Genomic DNA, 17,047 nt, shown 5'->3' with positions numbered 1-17,047 from the left:
CGGCTCCGCGCGGGGCCGCGCACAATCGGGCGACGAAACGCCCGGCGATCGCGGGCGGGGGGAGCACGCGTGATGAAAGAAGGTCGACGGGGTTTTCTGGGTGGGATCGCCACGCTGGCGGGGATCGGTACGGGACTGGCCGCCGCGCCCGCCCGCGCCTTTGCGCAGGCCGCCGGGCCGCGCGCGACGATCGTGTCGACCTGGGATTTCGGCGCACCGGCCAATGACGCGGCCTTTGCCGCCGGGCGGGCGGGCGGATCGCTGATCGACATGGTCGAGGCCGGGGTGAAGGTGCCCGAGGCCGATCCGAACAACCATTCGGTCGGCTATGGCGGTTACCCGGACCGCGACGGCCATGTCACGCTCGATGCGGTCATCATGGACGATGCGGGCGGCGTCGGCGCGGTCGCCGCGCTGGAGGATACGGTCCATGCCATCTCGGTCGCGCGCGCGGTAATGGAGCATACGCCGCACACCTTCCTGGTCGGCGAAGGCGCGACCCGCTTCGCGCGCGATCGCGGCTTCCCGCGCACCAACCTGCTGACGCCCGAGGCGGAGAAGGCGTGGCGCGAATGGCTGAAGACGCAAAACTACAAGCCCGTCGCCAATAGCGAGACCGGCACCTATGGCGCGGGCCGCCCCGGCACGCCGGGCGGCGCGCTGGACCATGACACGATCGGGATGCTGGCGCGCGATGCTGGCGGGCGGATGGCCGGCGCCTGCACGACCTCGGGCATGGCGTTCAAGATGCGCGGGCGCGTGGGCGACTCGCCGCAGGTCGGCTCGGGCCTCTATGTCGAGCGCGGGATCGGCGGCGCGACCTCCACGGGTCTGGGCGAGGAAGTCACCCGAACCGTCGGCACCGCGCGCGTCGTCGCCTCGATGCGCCATGGGCTGAGCCCGCAGGCGGCCTGCGAGGAAGCCGCCCGACATATCGCCACCCTGCGCGGCGATGCGATCAAGGGGGTGCAGGTCGGCTTCCTGGCGATGGACACGGCGGGGCGGATCGGCGCCTTCTGCCTGTTGCCGGGCTTTACCTATGCCGTGACGGACGCCGCCGGGCGGACGCGAGTGGAAAAGGCCCCGTCGCTGTTCAAGGCCTAACCTTCCTCCCCTGTCAGGGGAGGTGGCGCGCGTAGCGCGACGGAGGGGTGTCCCGCTATCGAGAGAGCGACACCCCTCCCTTACGGGGGAGCAATTCAGCCTTGCTCGCCCCCATCGGCGATCAGCGCGTTCAGGTCGCGCAGCGCCTTGACCAGCCCCAGCCCGCGCGGCCCCGCAATATAGCGCGGCGCCCATTCGGGCTGGAACTTCTCCTTATAGGCGCGAAGGCCGCGAAAGCCGTAGAAACGCTCGCCATGCCGGAACACCAGCGAGGCCAGCTTGGCCCAGGTCGGGGCCATACGCCGCCCGCCGACTCCGGATAGCGGCGCGAGGCCCAGCGCGAAGCGGCCATAGCCCTGCGCCTGGCCCCACAGCATCAGCTCGACGAACAGATAGTCCATCACCCCGCCCGGCGCGTCCTCGACATGGCGCATCAGGTCGACCGATAGCTCGCGCCGATCCCCCGCTTTCCACAGATTGGCGAAGGCGACGATCCGCCCTTCTACCCGCACCAGCGCGCAATCGGTCATCGCCAGATAGGCAGGGTCGAAGCGGCCCAGGCTGAACCCCTTCTCGCCATGCCCCTTGGCCATCAGCCAGTCGTCGGACACCGCGCGCAGTTCGGGCAGGATCGCCGGCACCTCGGCGGCGGGCAGGATCGCGAAGCTGGCATTCTCGCGCGTGCGGAAACGGTTGAGGGTCTGGCGAAGCCCGCGCATCCGCCCGCCTTCCAGCGCGAAACGCCCCAGGTCGATCAGCGCCTCCTCACCATATTTGATGATCTGGAGGCCCATCTCGATCGCGATCTCCAGCGCGTCGGGGGTGATCTGATAGAGCATCAGCCGGCCTTGCGCGGCGTCGGCCATCGTCCGCAGCTGCCACAGCAGGTCGGCCCAGGCGGCGCGCGGCCCGACCGGATCGCCCATCGCGATCCAGCTGGTCCCACGCACCTGATACATCACGAAGGCGTCGTCCTCGGGCGAGAACAGGAAGCGCTTGTCGCCGAGCAGCGCGAGGGCGGCGTCGGTCCGCTCGGCCTGTCCGACGATCGCCAGCACCCGGTCCATCGCGGGGTGGTCGGTCTCCCCCGGCGGCGCGGCGAGGAACAGCCGCCACAGCCCCGCCCCCGCCAGCATCACCGCGACGCCCAGCGCCGCACGCAGGAAGCGCGAGGCGTCGTCGGACAGCGCGAACCGCCACCACAGCGATTCCTGATAATCGACATGCTTATAGGCGAAGAAGCCGATCCATCCCGTCCCGACGATCACCACCGCGACGCTGAACAGCCAGGCGGGCGACAGGGGCCGCGCGACCAGCGAGGTGCGCCGGTAAAAGGCGCGGCGGCTCATCTGGAGCAGCAGCGCGATGGAGAGGCAGACCGCCGCCTCCTCGTAATCGATCCCCTTGGCCAGCGAGAAGACCGCGCCCGCGACCAGCAGCGCACGCGCCGCCAAGCTCGCCCCGTCCAGCCGCCGATACAGCCCCGGCGCCAGCAGCAGCAGCCCGGTGCCGACCAGGCTGGCGGCGAAATGCGACGCCTCGATAAAGGGCAGCGGCAGGACATGGACGAGGTGATGGACGCGCTGCGGAATGGCGGGCAGCGATCCCGACAGCAACAGGATCGCCCCGCCCCCGAAACAGGCCGCGCTGAGCAGCGTCGGGGCCACGCCCAGCAGGACGCGGCGTATGTCGCGCAGCGCCTTGATCGGCCGCCGCCGCGCCTCGTCCCAGGCAAGCAGCGCGATGCCCAGGCCCAGCGGCAGCAGATAATAGAGGACGCGGTACGCGATCAGCGCGGCGAACAGCTCGGTGCGGTCGACCGGCACCGTCGCCAGCACCACCGCCTCGAACACGCCGATCCCGCCAGGCACATGGCTGACCAGCGCGACGATGATCGCCAGCGCATAGGCGAGGACGAAGGCGGGCAGCAGCTCGGGCGAGGCGCCCGGTAACAGGACGAACAGCGCCGCGCTGGCGCAGAGCAGGTCGAGCGAGGCGATGGCGATCTGCGCCAGCGCCTGCCCGGTCGTGGGCAGCGGCACGCTCCAGGCGCGCCAGCCGACCCGCTTGCCCGGCCGCAATGCGCAGAGCAGGATCAGCGCCAGCGCCCCCGCCACCACCGCCGCGCCGACCCAGCGGACCGCGCTCTGCCCCAGCACCAGCGCATCGAGCGTGACCGGCCCTTCATGGAACACCAGCCCCAGCCCGGTGACGCTGAACACCCCGAACCAGAAGGTCGCGCTGGCGATCGCGATGACGCGCGCGATGTCGGGACCGTCCAGCCCGGCGGCGGCATAGACGCGGTAGCGCGCCGACCCGCCGGTCAGCAGCGCCAGCCCCAGATTGTGGCTGAGCGTATAGCTGGTGAAGGACGCCATCGCCGCCGTCCGCCAGCGCAGCGGCCGCCCGATCACGCGCAGCGCGATCACGTCGTAAAAGGTCAAGGCGATATAGCTGGCAACGGTCAGCGCCGCCGACAGCATGATCTGGTGCGGGTCGATCGCGTAGAAAGCCGCGCGGACATCGGCCAGCCGGATCTGGCGGGTCAGATGATGCAGCGCCGACAGCCCCAGCGCGACGAGCAGCACCACCGCTGCGACCGCGAGATAGCCGCGCCGCGCCTTGGCATAGCCAAGCGCCCGGTCGAGCCATCCCATGTCCCCCGCCCCTTCCGTCATGCCCCGCCCCCCGGCGAACGCGACACGACGAGACGGCATAGATCGCCACCCGCCGCCTTATGGCCCGTCATGGCCGCAAACCTTTCATCCTCTACGCACACCCACCCATCGCCCGCCCACACCCCTGCACGACGCGGCGACCCGCCATGGCCATAGGACCGTCCCTGCCCCTGTCACCTTTCGGCCACCTGACAAGTGTGTCATGTGGATACAAGCGATTTGATGACAGAAGCGTCACGTCTCGCCCACCCTCCCCTCAGGTCGCGATCGATAGAAGGACAGGTGTGAAACGCCTTGCCCGCCCTGCCTCCGCCCATGCCGCCTTGCCTGCGGCCATGGATCGGCGCGTCCCGGCCGGACGGGAATCGTGAAGGGGTTGCGGATCGTCGGCTGGGGCGCGGCGGCCGTCGCGCTGCTGGGCGCTGGCGCGATGGCGCTGCTCGTCGGGCACTTGCCGCTTCGCGCGGGCATGCGGACGGGCACGACGCTTTATGGCGCGACCTTCGTGCCGATGGGCGACGACCGGCCGGGGCTGGTCGTCACCAGCCTGCGCAGCGACCTGGACGGCGACCCCGGCACGATCGACAATCTGCCGCTGCACGTCGGCGATACGGTGGTGGCGGTCGACGGTCGCCCCGCCACCTCCTTCTCGCTGCTGCGCGACGAGGCGCTTCGCGATCCCGAAGCCCCGCTCCGGCTGCGCATCATGCGCGACCATGGCCTCCACACGATCACGCTGCTAAGGACCGGATCGGGAGGACTGCGTGGCCAACAGGATTTTGTTGATCGAAGATGATCGCTCGACGGCGGATTATATCGCCAACGGGTTGCGTGAAGAGGGATTCCTGGTCGACCATGCGGCCAATGGCCGCGACGGCCTGTTCCATGCGACCGACGGCACCTATGACTGTGTCGTGCTGGACCGGATGTTGCCGGGCATGGACGGCATGGCGGTGCTGGCCGCGATCCGCGCCGCCGGGATCGAGTCGCCGGTCCTGATCCTGTCCGCCATGTCCTCGCCCGAGGACCGGGTTGCCGGGCTGACCTCCGGCTCGGACGATTATCTGACCAAGCCCTTCGTCTTCGCCGAACTGCTGGCGCGCATCCGGCTGCTGATCCGGCGCGGCGGCACCACCGGCAACGCGCCGCAGACCAAGCTGGTGTGCGACGACCTGGAGATGGACCTGCTCGCCCACCGCGTCCGGCGCGCGGGCAAGCCGATCGAGCTTCAGCCGCGCGAATATCGGCTGCTCGAATATCTGCTCCAGCATGTCGACCAAGTCGTGACCCGTACCATGTTGCTGGAGGGGGTGTGGGATTTCCATTTCGACCCCAATACCAACGTCACCGACGTGCATATCAGCCGGTTGCGCAAGAAGATCGACGAGGGCTTTGCCCGGCCGCTGCTCCACACGGTGCGCGGGTCGGGTTACAAGCTGGGGGTCGAGAAATAGCCTCGGGCGTCTTCCGTTCGACCACGCTGCGCTTCGCGCTGCTGGTCTTTGCGCTCCAGCTGGTCGGCGCGGGCGCGATGGTGGCGACCGTTCGCCACCTGACCCGCGGCGAGATCGCCGACCAGGCCGAGGACGCCGCCAGCGACCTGAGCGACGAACTGGCGGGCATGTGGCGCAGCGGCGGGCAGGCGGCGGTGCGCGCGGCGGTCGCGCGGCGGCTGACCACCGACCGGGTGCCGCTCTCGGTCATCCTGCTGACCGATGCGCGCGGCCGCTTCGTCACCGGCAATATCGCCGAATGGCCGCCCAACGTCCCCACCCCCGGCGCCGCGACGATCGAGATCTTCCGCATCGGCCATTCGCAGCCCGAGCGGATGCGCGTGCTCGCCACCCGCCTGCCCGATGGATCGCGGATGCTGGCGGGGCATGTCGTCGAAAGCGAGCTGCGCGTCGCCCGCGCGATGGAAGAGGCGATGGCGGTCGGCATGGCGGCGGCGATCGTGCTGGCCGCGCTCGCTGCCTGGATCGCGGCGCGGATGATCGAGCGGCGGCTGGAGGACACGGTGGCGACCGCGCATGCGGTGGCGGCGGGCGAGCTGTCGCGGCGGGTCGTCACCCAGGGCGGCGACGATGCCTTCGACGCGCTGGCGGGGGCGGTCAATGCGATGCTCGACCGGATCGCCCTCCTGATGACCGAACTCAAGATCGCGACCGACGGGCTGGCGCACGACCTGCGCTCGCCGCTGACCCGGTTGCGCGCCACGCTGGAACGCGCGCTGGCCGAAACCCAGGACGAAAGTGCGAGGGCGTCGGTCGGGCGCGCGCTGGAGGAAGGCGACCGGCTGCTCGCCATGCTCGACACCGCCTTGCGCATCAGCCGGGCCGAGGCGGGGCTGGGCCGCGATGCCTTTGTCGAGGCCGATCTCGCCGCGATGGCGCGCGACGTCGCCGACATGTTCGAGCCGCTGGCCGAGGATCGCGGCATGACGATCCAGGCCGAGGCGCCCGACCGGCTGGTCGCGCTGGTCCACCGCGAACTACTGGGCCAGGCGCTGGCCAATCTGGTCGACAATGCGCTGAAATACGGATCGGGCGCGGTGACGGTGCGGGTCGAGCCGGGCCCGGTCCTGATCGTCGCCGATGACGGCCCCGGCATCCCGCCCGAGCGGCGTGACGAGGCGCTGAAACGCTTCGGTCGGCTGGACGCGGCGCGCAGCGAGAGCGGCGCGGGGCTGGGCCTGTCACTCGCCAGCGCGGTGGCGCATCTGCATGGCGGCACGCTGGCGCTGGAGGATCATGCGCCGGGGTTGCGGGTCCGGATGACGCTGGGGTGATGCCCCACCACCACCGGGCTGGCGCCCGGCGGTCCCCCTCCCCAAGCCGAGCTTGGGGAGGAATTATATCCTAAATCCTCCCCATCTCCGATGGGGAGGGGGACCATCGCGTCAGCGATGGTGGAGGGGCAAGGCGCTTACGCCCCGACATTGCCCGTCCGCTCCAGCTTGCCCCAGCCGACGATCCACCCGCCGATCGCCGAGCTGATCGCGCGCAGCACGACCCAGTACATGATCTGGCGATAGACCAGCCGCTGCGCGACCAGCAGATGCGCGGGGTAGCGCACCCGGTTGCCGTCCAGCCGATAGGCCAGCCATCCGCACAGCACGTCGATCGCGGTGAACGCCGTCCAATAGGCCGCCATCTGGAACACGTCGGTGCTGGTCTGCGCCCAGCCATGCTGCGCCACCCGAACCGCCGTGCCGATGATCGACAGGACCAGCGCCAGGTCGATCAGCGGCGAGATCGCGGCGAAGATGATCTGGAACAGCCAGGCCTGGGGCAGACCGACCCGCGCGAGCCCGGCGGGCTGGCCGGTGCGGATCACCCGGCGATGCTTCCACAGGCATTGCAGCGTGCCGAACGCCCAGCGGTAACGCTGCTTGGCCAGCGCCTTGAAGCTCTCGGGCGCCTCGGTCCAGGCGACGGCGCGCGGATCATAGGTGACGCGCCAGCCCGCCCGCTGGATCGCGATGGTCAGGTCCTGGTCCTCGGCCAGCGTATTCTCGGGATAGCCGCCCACCGCGTCGAGCGCGGCACGCCGCCACGCCCCCACCGCGCCGGGCACCACCGTCATCGCATCGAACCCGGCCAGCGCGCGGCGTTCCAGATTCTGCGCGGTGATATATTCGACCGCCTGCCAGCGGGTGACGAGGTTCACCCGGTTGCCGACCCGCGCATCGCCCGCCACCGCGCCCAGCTTCGGGTCGGCGAACCAGCGGGCCAGCTTGGCGATGGTGTCCGGCTCGAACTGGGTATCGGCGTCGAGCGCGATCACCACCTCGCCCGCCGCGTCCTGCAACGCGCGGTTCAGCGCCGCCGCCTTGCCGCCATTGGGCAGGGTGAGCAGCCGGACGCGCGGCTCGTCGGCAAAGGCCGCGCGCACCACCGCGCTGGTCCCGTCCTTCGACCCGTCATCGACCACGATCACCTGCAATCCGGGATAGTCGCTGGCCAGCACGCGGCTCACCGACTGGGCGATCACGCGCTCCTCGTTGAAGGCCGGGATGATGACCGAGACGCTGGGAGTATATTCCGGCGGCACCGGCTTGGACTTGCGACCCTGGAACCAGGCGAGCCCCGCCATCACCACCGCACGCGCGATGCCCAGCGCGATCGCCAGGTAGAACAGCCAGGCGAGCGATGCGGACAGGAAGGCCAGCACCACGAAGATCGCGACGTCGGTGCGCACCGCCAGCAGGTCCTTGCCGTCGACCACCGGCATCGCCTGGTCGCGGCTGACCCCGACCAGCTGCGAGGCGGGCACGAAGCGATAGCCCTGTGCGCGCAGCGTATCGATGATGCGCGGCAACGCCTCGACCGTCTGCTCGCGGTCGCCGCCGCCATCGTGCAGCAGGATGACATTGGCCGAATTGTCGGCCGTCGCGCCGTGCACCTGGTCGATCGTCTGCTGGACGATCTGGTCGGTGCCGGGACGCTGCCAGTCATTGGGATCGACGTGCAGCCCGACGACCGTATAGCCCAGATTCTGCGCGACCAGCGCCGGGTCGATCTCGTCGGCCGTCGTCGGCTCGGCATCGCCGAAATAGGGGGCGCGGAACAGCGTGGTCGAGCGGCCGGTATAGGCCTGGATCAGCCGCTTGGTCGCATTCAGCTCCAGCTTGATGGTGCGTGCGCCCGTCGTCGCCATGTTGGGATGGGTATAGCTATGATTGCCCAGCTCGCTGCCGCCTGCGACGATGCGGCGGAGCAGCTGGGGATGCTGCAATGCGTTCTCGCCGATGACGAAGAAGGTGGCGGGCACATGCTCGCGCTCCAGCACGTCCAGGATCTTGGGCGTCCATTCGGCATCGGGGCCGTCGTCGAAGGTCAGCGCGACCGTCTTGGGCAGCGCACCGGCGCGCTGCACGACATAGGGGGTCGGATAGGTGCGATAGACCTCGTTGCGGATCACCCCGTCCTTGTCATAGCGCAGGTCGCGCTGCCCCTCGGTCGGCTGCGCGGTGATGCGCAGGATCTCGCCCGTCCCCTCGACATCGACGTTCAGCGGCGAGGCGACCGCGCCCAGCCGCGGGATGACCCCGCGCGCCGTGCTGCGGAACGCGGCGAAATCCGCCCACAGGCCGGGATCCTCGGACCCCAGCTGCCAGAAGGCGATGTCGTCGATCCCCAGCCGCTTCAGCGCCTGGAGCTGGTTCCAGCTGGTCGCGGCGTCGAGCATCCAGACGGTGTGATGCTCGCCATTCTCGTCATAGGCGAAACCGGCATTGCCGCTGGCCGGGTCGAAGCTGACCTTCGCCTGGCTGTCATGCGCGATCAGCCAGGCTTCCTCGATCGACTTGGATTCCGCCGGGCCCTTGGCGGGCCAGTCATAGGCATAGCTGCCGAGCGCGACGATCAGCTTGTCGCGACCGACCTCGCGCAGCGCCTTCTCGGAGGATTGCAGGAACCAGGGCTGCGCCGCGATCGGGCCGGGGGTGCCGGTCTGCCAATGCTGGTCATAGGCCATCAGGATGATGCGGTCGACGACGCGCGCCAGCCGCTGCAACTGCCATGCCTCGTCCTCGGCGGGGACGGTGACGGCCAGCACCGCGCCCTTGGGCAGATGCGCCTTGATCCGCTGGAGCAGCCGGGGATAGCCCGCCATGGCGCTGGCGGGCAGGTTCTCGAAGTCGATGACCAGGCCCGACTGGCGATTGGCCGTCACCGACTGGCCGAGCCGGGTGGCCAGCTTCTCGGACGCCGCCGGGCTGGCGATGATCCGCGCGATCGTCGTGCCGTCCCATTCGTCGGCGGTCAGGTTCTGGACCATCGGCAACAGCCGGGGCGGCCGGGCGGCGCGGGACAACAGGGTGGCGAGCTTGGGATCGTTGCTGATCGTCAGTTCGCCCTTGGCGCCCGCGACGTTCATCAGGCTGGGCACCAGCCAGTCGATCTGCCCCATATGCGCATGGAGCGACGCCAGCGCCGAGTCATTGCCGGGCGTGTAGAAGGCGATGGTCAGCGGGCTATGCCCCTGCGCCACCGACCGGCGCGGCAACCATGCGCCGCGCCGCCCCTTCAACTGCGCGGTCGGCTCCAGCGTCATCGCCTGGCGCCGCGCGAAGGGCAGCGGCAGCACGCCCGAATTGGGCACCGCGACCAGCGTGGTGGCAAAGGCGATCGCGGCGACGATCACCGACAGGATCAGGACGGCCACCGCACGCCGCGCCCACGCGCCCCGACGGCCCGTCGGGTCAAAGAAGATCGGCTTGGTCACTGCGTCGGTCCCCGGTTCGTTACCATATGATGCGGGTGCCCCTATGCCGCCCGCATGTTTCCATCCCCCGCCGATGGCAGACGTCGCGCATAGAGGGGGTGATCGCGATATTACAGATTTTTCATGTGACGGCCGCGCCCCGGCACATCGATGCATGGCAAGTAGCCGCCCGCCCCTTTAGGAAAGGTTATGTCCGTTCTACTCTCACGTCTTGGCCGCCATCGCGGGCGTATCCTTGCCGGGGTTGCGGCATTGCTCGTCGGCGGCATCGCCATCCTGCTCTATTCAGGCAATTATTTCGCGCGCGACCCGGTCACGCGCTTTCCGGCGCAGGGGCGGGCACAGCCGATCCTGGTCCTGTCCCTCTCGGGCGACATGGGGCTGCGCTATGGCATGGGGGGCGTGGTGGCGCGCGGCCTGAGCGCGGCGGGGATCGAGGTCATCGGCATCAATTCGCCGGTGCTGTTCCGGGTCCACCGCACGCGCGAACAGGTCGATGCGGTCATCGCCGACGCGGTCCGCCGCGCCGTCGCGGAGGCGGGCGACCGGCGGCTGGTGCTGGTGGGGCAATCCTATGGCGCGGACATGCTCCAGACCGGGCTGGCGCACCTGCCCGCCGATCTGCGCGCACGGGTGGCGGCAATCGTGCTGGTGGTGCCGGGGCAGACCGCCTTCTTCCGCTCCGACCCGACCGGGATCGCCTATATGGGCAAGCCGGACAGCTATGCCTTCACCACCGCGCGCACGATCGACTGGGCTCCGCTCACCTGCATCTATGGGCTGAAGGAAAAGGACAGCCTGTGCCCCTTGCTGAAGGGCGGTCCGGCCAGGGTGATCGGCCTGCCCGGCAATCATTATCTGGACCATGATGACGCAAAGCTGGTCGCCGCCGTGCTGGCGGCGGTGCATGGCGGCCCCTCCCCCGCCGCGCGGCGGTAGCGACGGAGGAGGGGCGCGCCGCCGGTCAGGCCGGCAGCGGCTCGATCGGCGCGACGGCGCCGGTCCGCGTCCGCCAGATCGCCGCACAGCCCGGCGCATAGGGCTTGGCCATGACGGTCGACACGGTCATGTAGCGCGCCGTCGCGCTGTCGCGGGTGAGCGTCAGGTGCAGCCAGCCCTTGTCCTCCTGGTCGCAGAAGCGCACGACCTTCGGATTGGCCGCCGCGATCTCGCGGCCGATGCCGGGCATCATGTCGCCCCAGGACGGGCTGGTGATCGAGGTGCCCGCGAACTCGGCCGCGACCAGCGTGCCGTTCGCATCGTACAGGTCGTTCGCCCAGGCCGCATGGCTGTCGCCCGACAGGACGACCGGCCGACTGCCCGCGCGGCGAAAGGCGGCATAAAGCCGCTCGCGCGCTGCCGGATACCCGTCCCAGCTGTCGAAGTTGAGCGGCAGGCCCGCGCGATACCCGGCCTGCGCCTTGGCCAGATTGCGATGCTCGGTTTCGGACAGGCGTTCGGTCAACCTGGCATAGCCCGCCGGGCCCATCTGCTTTTCCAGATCGGGGCCGTCGATCCGCGCCATCACCACCTGATTGCCGATCACCTGCCACGGCGTGCCCGCCTTGACCGAGCGGGTCAGCGTCCGCTCGATCCAGTCCAGCTGGTTCGCGCCCAGCAGTTCGCGGTCGGGTCGGGCCCGCTCGGCCATCATCGCGGCATATTCGCCCGGCTCGGGCGCGGCGCCCTTGGCATGGACCTGCTTCGACCGGGCGAGCAGCCGCGTCTCGACCATCACCAGCGTCGCCAGATCGCCGAAGTCGAAGCTGCGGTTGATCGCCTCCCAGGGCTGGCCGGGCCGGGGATCGCGGATCGGCATCCACTCGAAATAGGCCTGCATCGCCGCCGCCTTGCGCCGGCCCCAGTCGCCTTCGGTCGTGGGCTGGTGGTTCTCCGCGCCGCCGATCCAGTCGTCATTGGCGACCTCGTGATCGTCCCACACGCAGATGAAGGCGGCGCGGGCATGCGCGGCCTGCATATCGGGGTCGCGCTTCACCTGGGCATGACGCTGGCGGTAATCGGCGAGCGTCACGATCTCGTGCGCGGGCTCGGGCAGGCGGTTGAGTTTGTGCCCGCGATCCGTGCCATAGCCGTCCGCGCCATATTCATAGATATAGTCGCCCAGATGCAGCACCGCGTCGAGCCGCTCGGTCTTCGCGATCGCGTCATAGGCGTTGAAGAAGCCGCCGGGATAAAGCTGGCACGACACCACCGCCAGCACGACATCCTCGACGGCCCCGCGCGGCAGGGTGCGGAAACGCCCCTCGGGCGAGCGCAGGCCCGCCGCCTCGAACCAGTAACGATAGTCGCGGCCGGGCTGAAGGCCGGTCACCTCGACCTTGGCGGTGTGGTCGCGCGCGGCGCGGGCGGAGACGCGGCCCGTGCGCAGGCCCACCGCATCATGGCCGCCGATCGGCGCGACATGCCAGGTCAGCGCCACGTCCCGCGCCGCATCGCCCTCCGCCGGGGTGGCGCGGGTCCACAGGATCGCGCCGTCGGGGGCCGGATCGCCGCTCGCGACGCCGTGGTCGAAGCGCACCGCGCCGGTCGCGGCCTGCGCCATTCCGGCGGGCATGGCCAGCGCGGCCCCGCTTCCCATCAGCGCCATCGCGCGGCGTCGGTTCATGATCGTCATCGTGTCAGTCCTTTCGGACCGAACGGCTAATCCCGTCCCACGACAGGGGGATGGCGTGCGGATGACGGTTTGGCGACACATGTGGAACGCCGTCACGGATTTGAAACAAGCCGGACACCGACTGGTAATCCCTGCTAATTACGAAGCCCGAAACAAAGTCCTTCGGGGGGAAAAATGCATTCGACCACAGGCCGCCTGACGGTGGCCACAATCCTGCTCGGCCTGGCGCAGACGGCCCTCATCGCACCGGCGGGGGCGCAGGCGATGATCCAGCCGCAAGGCGATCCGCGCGATGCGGACGACAAGGCCGACGTCATCGTCACCGCGCAGAAGCGCGAGCAGCGGATCGCGGACGTGCCGCTGACCGTCACCGCCGTCACCGGCGCGCGCATGGCCGATCTGGGCATCAATTCGCTGTCCGAGGTCGCGCAATATATCCCCGGCCTCCAGATCCAGGAGCAGAGCGCGAACAGCCCCGGCTTCGTGATCCGGGGCATCACGTCGGACTCCGGCTCGGCGCAGCAGGGCGCGCGCGTCACCGTCTATTACAACGGCATCGACACCAGCCGGAAGCAGGGCGCCTATCAGGACCTGTACGATATCGAACGGATCGAGGTCGCCAAGGGACCGCAGGCGACGCTGTTCGGCACCGCCGCCGCGGTCGGCGCGATCAGCATCATCTCGGCGCGCCCCCATGCGGGGACCGAAAGCGGGATCGTCGCCTCCTATGGCAATTTCGACCGAACCCAGGTGTCGGGTTTCCTCAATGCGGGCAACGACGTCCTCGCGGGGCGCATCGCCTTCGCCTATAAATATCGCGACGGCTATGTCCGCAACATCGCGGGAGACCCGAAAATCCCCAACCAGAATCAGGGCCGCGTCGACCAGGACGACCTGAACGGACAGGACCAGCGCGGCCTGCGCGGATCGCTGCGCTGGACGCCCAACAGCTCGCTGACCGCCGACCTGATCCTGACCTATGACGGACAGCGCAATCCCGGCACCGCGTTCAAGAGCCGGGTCTTCGCCCCCACCGGGGGACAGACGGGGGATTATGGCTATGCCGAGTTGTCGGGTTCGCCCTTCTCCGCCGGGGTGCTGGGTGCGCGCAAGCTGGGGCTGACGCGCAACGTCTATGACGCCAACCTGACCGTCGCGGTCGATGTCGCGCCGGGCATCACCTTCACCACGGTCAACGGCTATCGCCGGTTCGACGCGCTCGAGGTCTTCGACGCGGATGGCGGCCCCGCCTGGTATCTGGAGTTCGGCGAGGATGCGCGCGGCGACCAGTGGAGCCATGAGGGCCGCTTCGCCTTCGAGGGAGCCAAGGCCCGCGCCTCGTTCGGCTGGAACGCCTTTTTCGAAAACGGGCAGCAGCGCGTGCCCTTCTCGACCGAGGAAGGCACCTATCTGGCCTGTTCGGTCGTGCGCGACTTCGCCCCCATCCGCCAGATGCTGAACGCGGCCGGACTGCCGACCGGCACCGCCTGCGTCGCGGCCAACGGCACCATCCCGGCGACGCGCGCCACCGCGATCCTGTCGCGCGGAGCCGCGACCGTCCTGCCCTATAGCGCCAGCTTCGCCAATGACGGGCGCAACAACAGCTATTCGGTGTTTGGCGACGCCAGCTGGATGCCCACCCCGGCGCTGGAGCTGACCGCGGGCGCGCGCGTGCTGATCGAGGATCGCCGTTCGGCCTATAGCGCGGTCATGCCCGACAGCCGGTTGCTGGCGGGCGCGGGCATCTTCACCAGCCTGCTCGGTGCGGCCAATACCAAGGGGCAGGTCTTCACCGCGCAGCGCAGCTATGCCGCGATCCTGCCGCGCTTCAACGCGCTCTATCGGCTGGGCGGCGGCGTGAACCTCTATGCGACGATCAGCAAGGGTCGCCGCTCGCCGGTCGTCCAGCTCGATGCGCAGCGCGTCGTGCCGCTCAGCGTCGCCAATTCGGGCGCCGTTCCCCGGTTGCAGATCGTGCCCGAGGAAAGCGTCTGGAATTACGAGGGCGGCATCAAGGGGCGGGTCGGCCCCTTCTCCGGCGCCGCCTCGGTCTTCTACCAGCGTTACAAGGGTTTCCAGGTCTCGGTCTTCGAAAACGGGCTGACCGTCACGCGCAGCGCGGGCTCGGCGAACAATATCGGGGTCGAGTTGGAGGGCAATCTGGCGGTCCATCGCTGGCTGAACCTGTTCGCGACCTTCGCCTATATCGATGGCGGCATCGCCGACGATCCGGCCAATGGCGTGTTCGCGGGCAACCGCTTCCGGCTCCAGCCCGATACGACCGCCTCGGGCGGGGCGAGCCTGCGCATTCCCGTGGGCACGTCGGCGACCTTCTATGCGACGCCCAGCGCGACCTATCGCTCCAAGGTGTTCTTCGAACTGCCCAACAGCGCGGCGATTTCGCAGGGGGGCTATACGCTGGTCAATCTGCGCGCCGGGCTGGAATTCGGCGACCGGGGCCGGTTCCATGTCGGGGGCTTCGCGCGCAACCTGACCGACAAGCGCTATCTGATCGATGCCGGGAATACCGGCGGCATGTTCGACGCGCCCACCTATATCGCGGGCGAGCCGCGCTTCTATGGCCTGGAGGCGGGCGCGCGCTTCTGACGGCGAACAGACGCGTCCGTTTCCGGTGACTTAACCGCTTTCTAACCCTGTCCGCCCTAGAGCGGCGTCCATGAACGGGCGGGTTGGAAAGCGGATGTCATGCGGCGCTGGCTGATGTTGATCGCGACATTGGCGATCGCCACCTCGTGCACACCGGCGCGACGAGCCCATCCGCATCTGACGCTGGACGTGCCGCCGCCGACCACGCGGACGCTGCTGCGCCAGCTCGCGCTCGACGTGCCCGAGACCGACCTGCCCGAGACGCTGGCGCCGGGCACCCCGATCGAGATGGCCGCCGCCCCCGCCTTCCACGGCATCGCCCGCACCGCGCGGGACGCGGCGCGCGCTGCCGAATGCCTGACCGCCGCCATCTATTACGAGGCGCGCTCCGAGCCGGTCGACGGCCAGCGCGCAGTGGCACAGGTGGTGTTGAACCGCGTGCGCGACCGCGCCTTTCCCAAGAGCATCTGCGGCGTCGTCTATCAGGGTTCGGATCGCTCGACCGGGTGCCAGTTCAGCTTCACCTGCGACGGGTCGATGAACCAGCCGCGCGACCCCAACGCCTGGGCCCGCGCGGCGGCGGTGGCGCAGGGGGCGCTGGCGGGGCTCGTCTATGCGCCGGTCGGTGCGGCGACCTTCTACCACGCCAATTACGTCCTGCCCTGGTGGGCCTCCAGCCTGAACCGCATCGGCGCGGTCGGCAGCCATATCTTCTATCGCTGGCGCGGTGCGCTGGAGCGCGACCTGTCCTTCCGACAGGGCTATGCCGGTGTCGAGCCCGCCATCCCGGTCCGCGCCGCCGCCCCGGCCATGGCCGACAGCATCGCCGCCGTCGCGCCCGAGGCGGTCAACGGCGTGACCATCCACCGGGGCGATCCCTCACGCCTCGTCGCCGATGATGGCCCTGAGATGGCGCCCGCGCTCAAGGTGCCGGTGACGACCGCCGGGGTCCGCATCCATCGCAACGGCTTCGCGCATGACGGTGCCGATGTTTCGCAAGGGGCCATTGTCGGCGAGGAAAGCGATCCGGGCTGAAGCCCGCTCAGCCGATCATGTCGATCCAGTCGGGCAGGTCGCCCAGCCGGTCGAGTTGCCGAAAGCGCGGATGATCCTGCGGCACCTCCCCCGCTTCATGGCTCCAGGCCAGCGGCTGGGGGATATAGGCCGCCCAGGCCCCCGCCTTCAGCGCGGGCAGGATGTCCGAGCGCATCGAATCCCCCGCCATTACGGCCGCTTCCGGCGCGACGCCGTGGCGGTCGAAGATGCGCGCGAAGGTGTCGGGCGTCTTGTCGCTGACGATCGCGACATCAGCGAAATGCGCCCCCAGCCCGGAGGCCGCCAGCTTGGCTTCCTGGTGCAGCAGGTCGCCCTTGGTCACCAGCACCAGCCGCCCCCGCTCGGCCAGCGCGGCCATCGTCTCGGCGATGCCGTCGAGCAATTCGACCGGATGCGCGAGCAACCGCCGCCCCGCCTCCAGCAACCGTGCGACCAGCTCGGTCGGCAGGGTCGGCCCGGCCAGTTCCACCGCCGTCTCGATCATCGACAGGGTGAACCCCTTCGCGCCATAGCCATAGAGTCGCAAATTGCGCCCCTCGCACGCCTCCAGCGTCGCGCGTGCCACCCGCGCCTCGGCAAAGGGGGCGAGCAGGCCGACCAGCGCCTCCTCGGTCTCGGCGAAATGCCGCATATTGTGCCAGAGCGTGTCGTCCGCATCGAGGCAGATGAGTTCGATCGCCATGCCCATATCTCCCGTTACGCGCCGCTTTCCATCACGATTTCGGGGATGATGCGCAAG

Annotated in this window: 11 protein-coding genes; 7 read left to right on the top strand and 4 right to left on the bottom strand. The window is 69.4% G+C overall.

The window, feature by feature from the left end; genetic code table 11:
• Positions 1–72: 72 nt before the first annotated feature.
• A complete protein-coding gene (locus ABIC44_RS12405; protein ID WP_354295756.1) occupies positions 73–1,104 on the top strand; it encodes a glycosylasparaginase in 1,032 nt (343 codons plus the stop codon).
• Positions 1,105–1,199: 95 nt separating this feature from the next.
• Here ABIC44_RS12405 and mprF read toward each other — a convergent pair whose 3' ends face one another.
• Positions 1,200–3,761, bottom strand: a complete 2,562-nt coding sequence (gene mprF / locus ABIC44_RS12400; protein ID WP_354295754.1) for a bifunctional lysylphosphatidylglycerol flippase/synthetase MprF — start codon at positions 3,759–3,761, stop codon at positions 1,200–1,202.
• Between the two features lie 388 nt (positions 3,762–4,149).
• Between mprF and ABIC44_RS12395 the strand changes: the two genes are divergently transcribed.
• The 3 genes from ABIC44_RS12395 (at position 4,150) to ABIC44_RS12385 (ending at position 6,570) form a co-directional block, all read left to right on the top strand.
• On the top strand, positions 4,150–4,578 hold the full coding sequence (locus ABIC44_RS12395) for a PDZ domain-containing protein (RefSeq protein WP_354295752.1): 429 nt from the start codon (positions 4,150–4,152) through the stop codon (positions 4,576–4,578).
• A complete protein-coding gene (locus ABIC44_RS12390) occupies positions 4,547–5,236 on the top strand; it encodes a winged helix-turn-helix domain-containing protein (RefSeq protein ID WP_307100074.1) in 690 nt (229 codons plus the stop codon). The genes ABIC44_RS12395 and ABIC44_RS12390 overlap by 32 nt, the downstream gene beginning before the upstream one ends.
• Positions 5,237–5,313: 77 nt before the next feature.
• Positions 5,314–6,570 carry a sensor histidine kinase gene (locus ABIC44_RS12385; RefSeq protein ID WP_354295750.1) on the top strand — a complete coding sequence of 419 codons (1,257 nt, stop codon included), beginning with the start codon at positions 5,314–5,316 and terminating at the stop codon, positions 6,568–6,570.
• Positions 6,571–6,707: 137 nt separating this feature from the next.
• Here ABIC44_RS12385 and ABIC44_RS12380 read toward each other — a convergent pair whose 3' ends face one another.
• Positions 6,708–10,010 carry a trifunctional glycoside hydrolase family 18/polysaccharide deacetylase/glycosyltransferase family 2 protein gene (locus ABIC44_RS12380; RefSeq protein ID WP_354295748.1) on the bottom strand — a complete coding sequence of 1,101 codons (3,303 nt, stop codon included), beginning with the start codon at positions 10,008–10,010 and terminating at the stop codon, positions 6,708–6,710.
• 189 nt (positions 10,011–10,199) lie between these two features.
• Between ABIC44_RS12380 and ABIC44_RS12375 the strand changes: the two genes are divergently transcribed.
• Positions 10,200–10,949, top strand: coding sequence for an AcvB/VirJ family lysyl-phosphatidylglycerol hydrolase (locus ABIC44_RS12375; protein WP_354295746.1), 750 nt, complete (start codon positions 10,200–10,202; stop codon positions 10,947–10,949).
• A 25-nt stretch (positions 10,950–10,974) separates the two neighbouring features.
• On the opposite strand, the gene ABIC44_RS12370 is transcribed toward ABIC44_RS12375, so the two are convergent.
• A complete protein-coding gene (locus tag ABIC44_RS12370) occupies positions 10,975–12,645 on the bottom strand; it encodes an alkaline phosphatase D family protein (RefSeq protein WP_354295744.1) in 1,671 nt (556 codons plus the stop codon).
• Positions 12,646–12,819: 174 nt separating this feature from the next.
• Here ABIC44_RS12370 and ABIC44_RS12365 point away from each other — a divergent pair, with 174 nt between their 5' ends.
• Positions 12,820–15,252 (top strand): TonB-dependent receptor, encoded by a 2,433-nt coding sequence (locus ABIC44_RS12365; RefSeq protein WP_354295742.1) that lies wholly within the window; start codon positions 12,820–12,822, stop codon positions 15,250–15,252.
• 99 nt (positions 15,253–15,351) lie between these two features.
• Positions 15,352–16,287, top strand: a complete 936-nt coding sequence (locus ABIC44_RS12360) for a cell wall hydrolase (RefSeq protein WP_354295740.1) — start codon at positions 15,352–15,354, stop codon at positions 16,285–16,287.
• Between the two features lie 7 nt (positions 16,288–16,294).
• Here ABIC44_RS12360 and ABIC44_RS12355 read toward each other — a convergent pair whose 3' ends face one another.
• Complete coding sequence (locus ABIC44_RS12355; protein ID WP_354295738.1) at positions 16,295–16,990, bottom strand: HAD family hydrolase; 696 nt, start codon at positions 16,988–16,990, stop codon at positions 16,295–16,297.
• Positions 16,991–17,047 lie beyond the last annotated feature (57 nt).

It is taken from the genome of Sphingomonas sp. 1185, from assembly GCF_040544655.1.
Lineage (GTDB): Bacteria > Pseudomonadota > Alphaproteobacteria > Sphingomonadales > Sphingomonadaceae > Sphingomonas.
The sequence above is the reverse complement of the archived record's forward strand: the minus strand, read 5'-3'. Positions and strand labels throughout refer to the sequence as shown.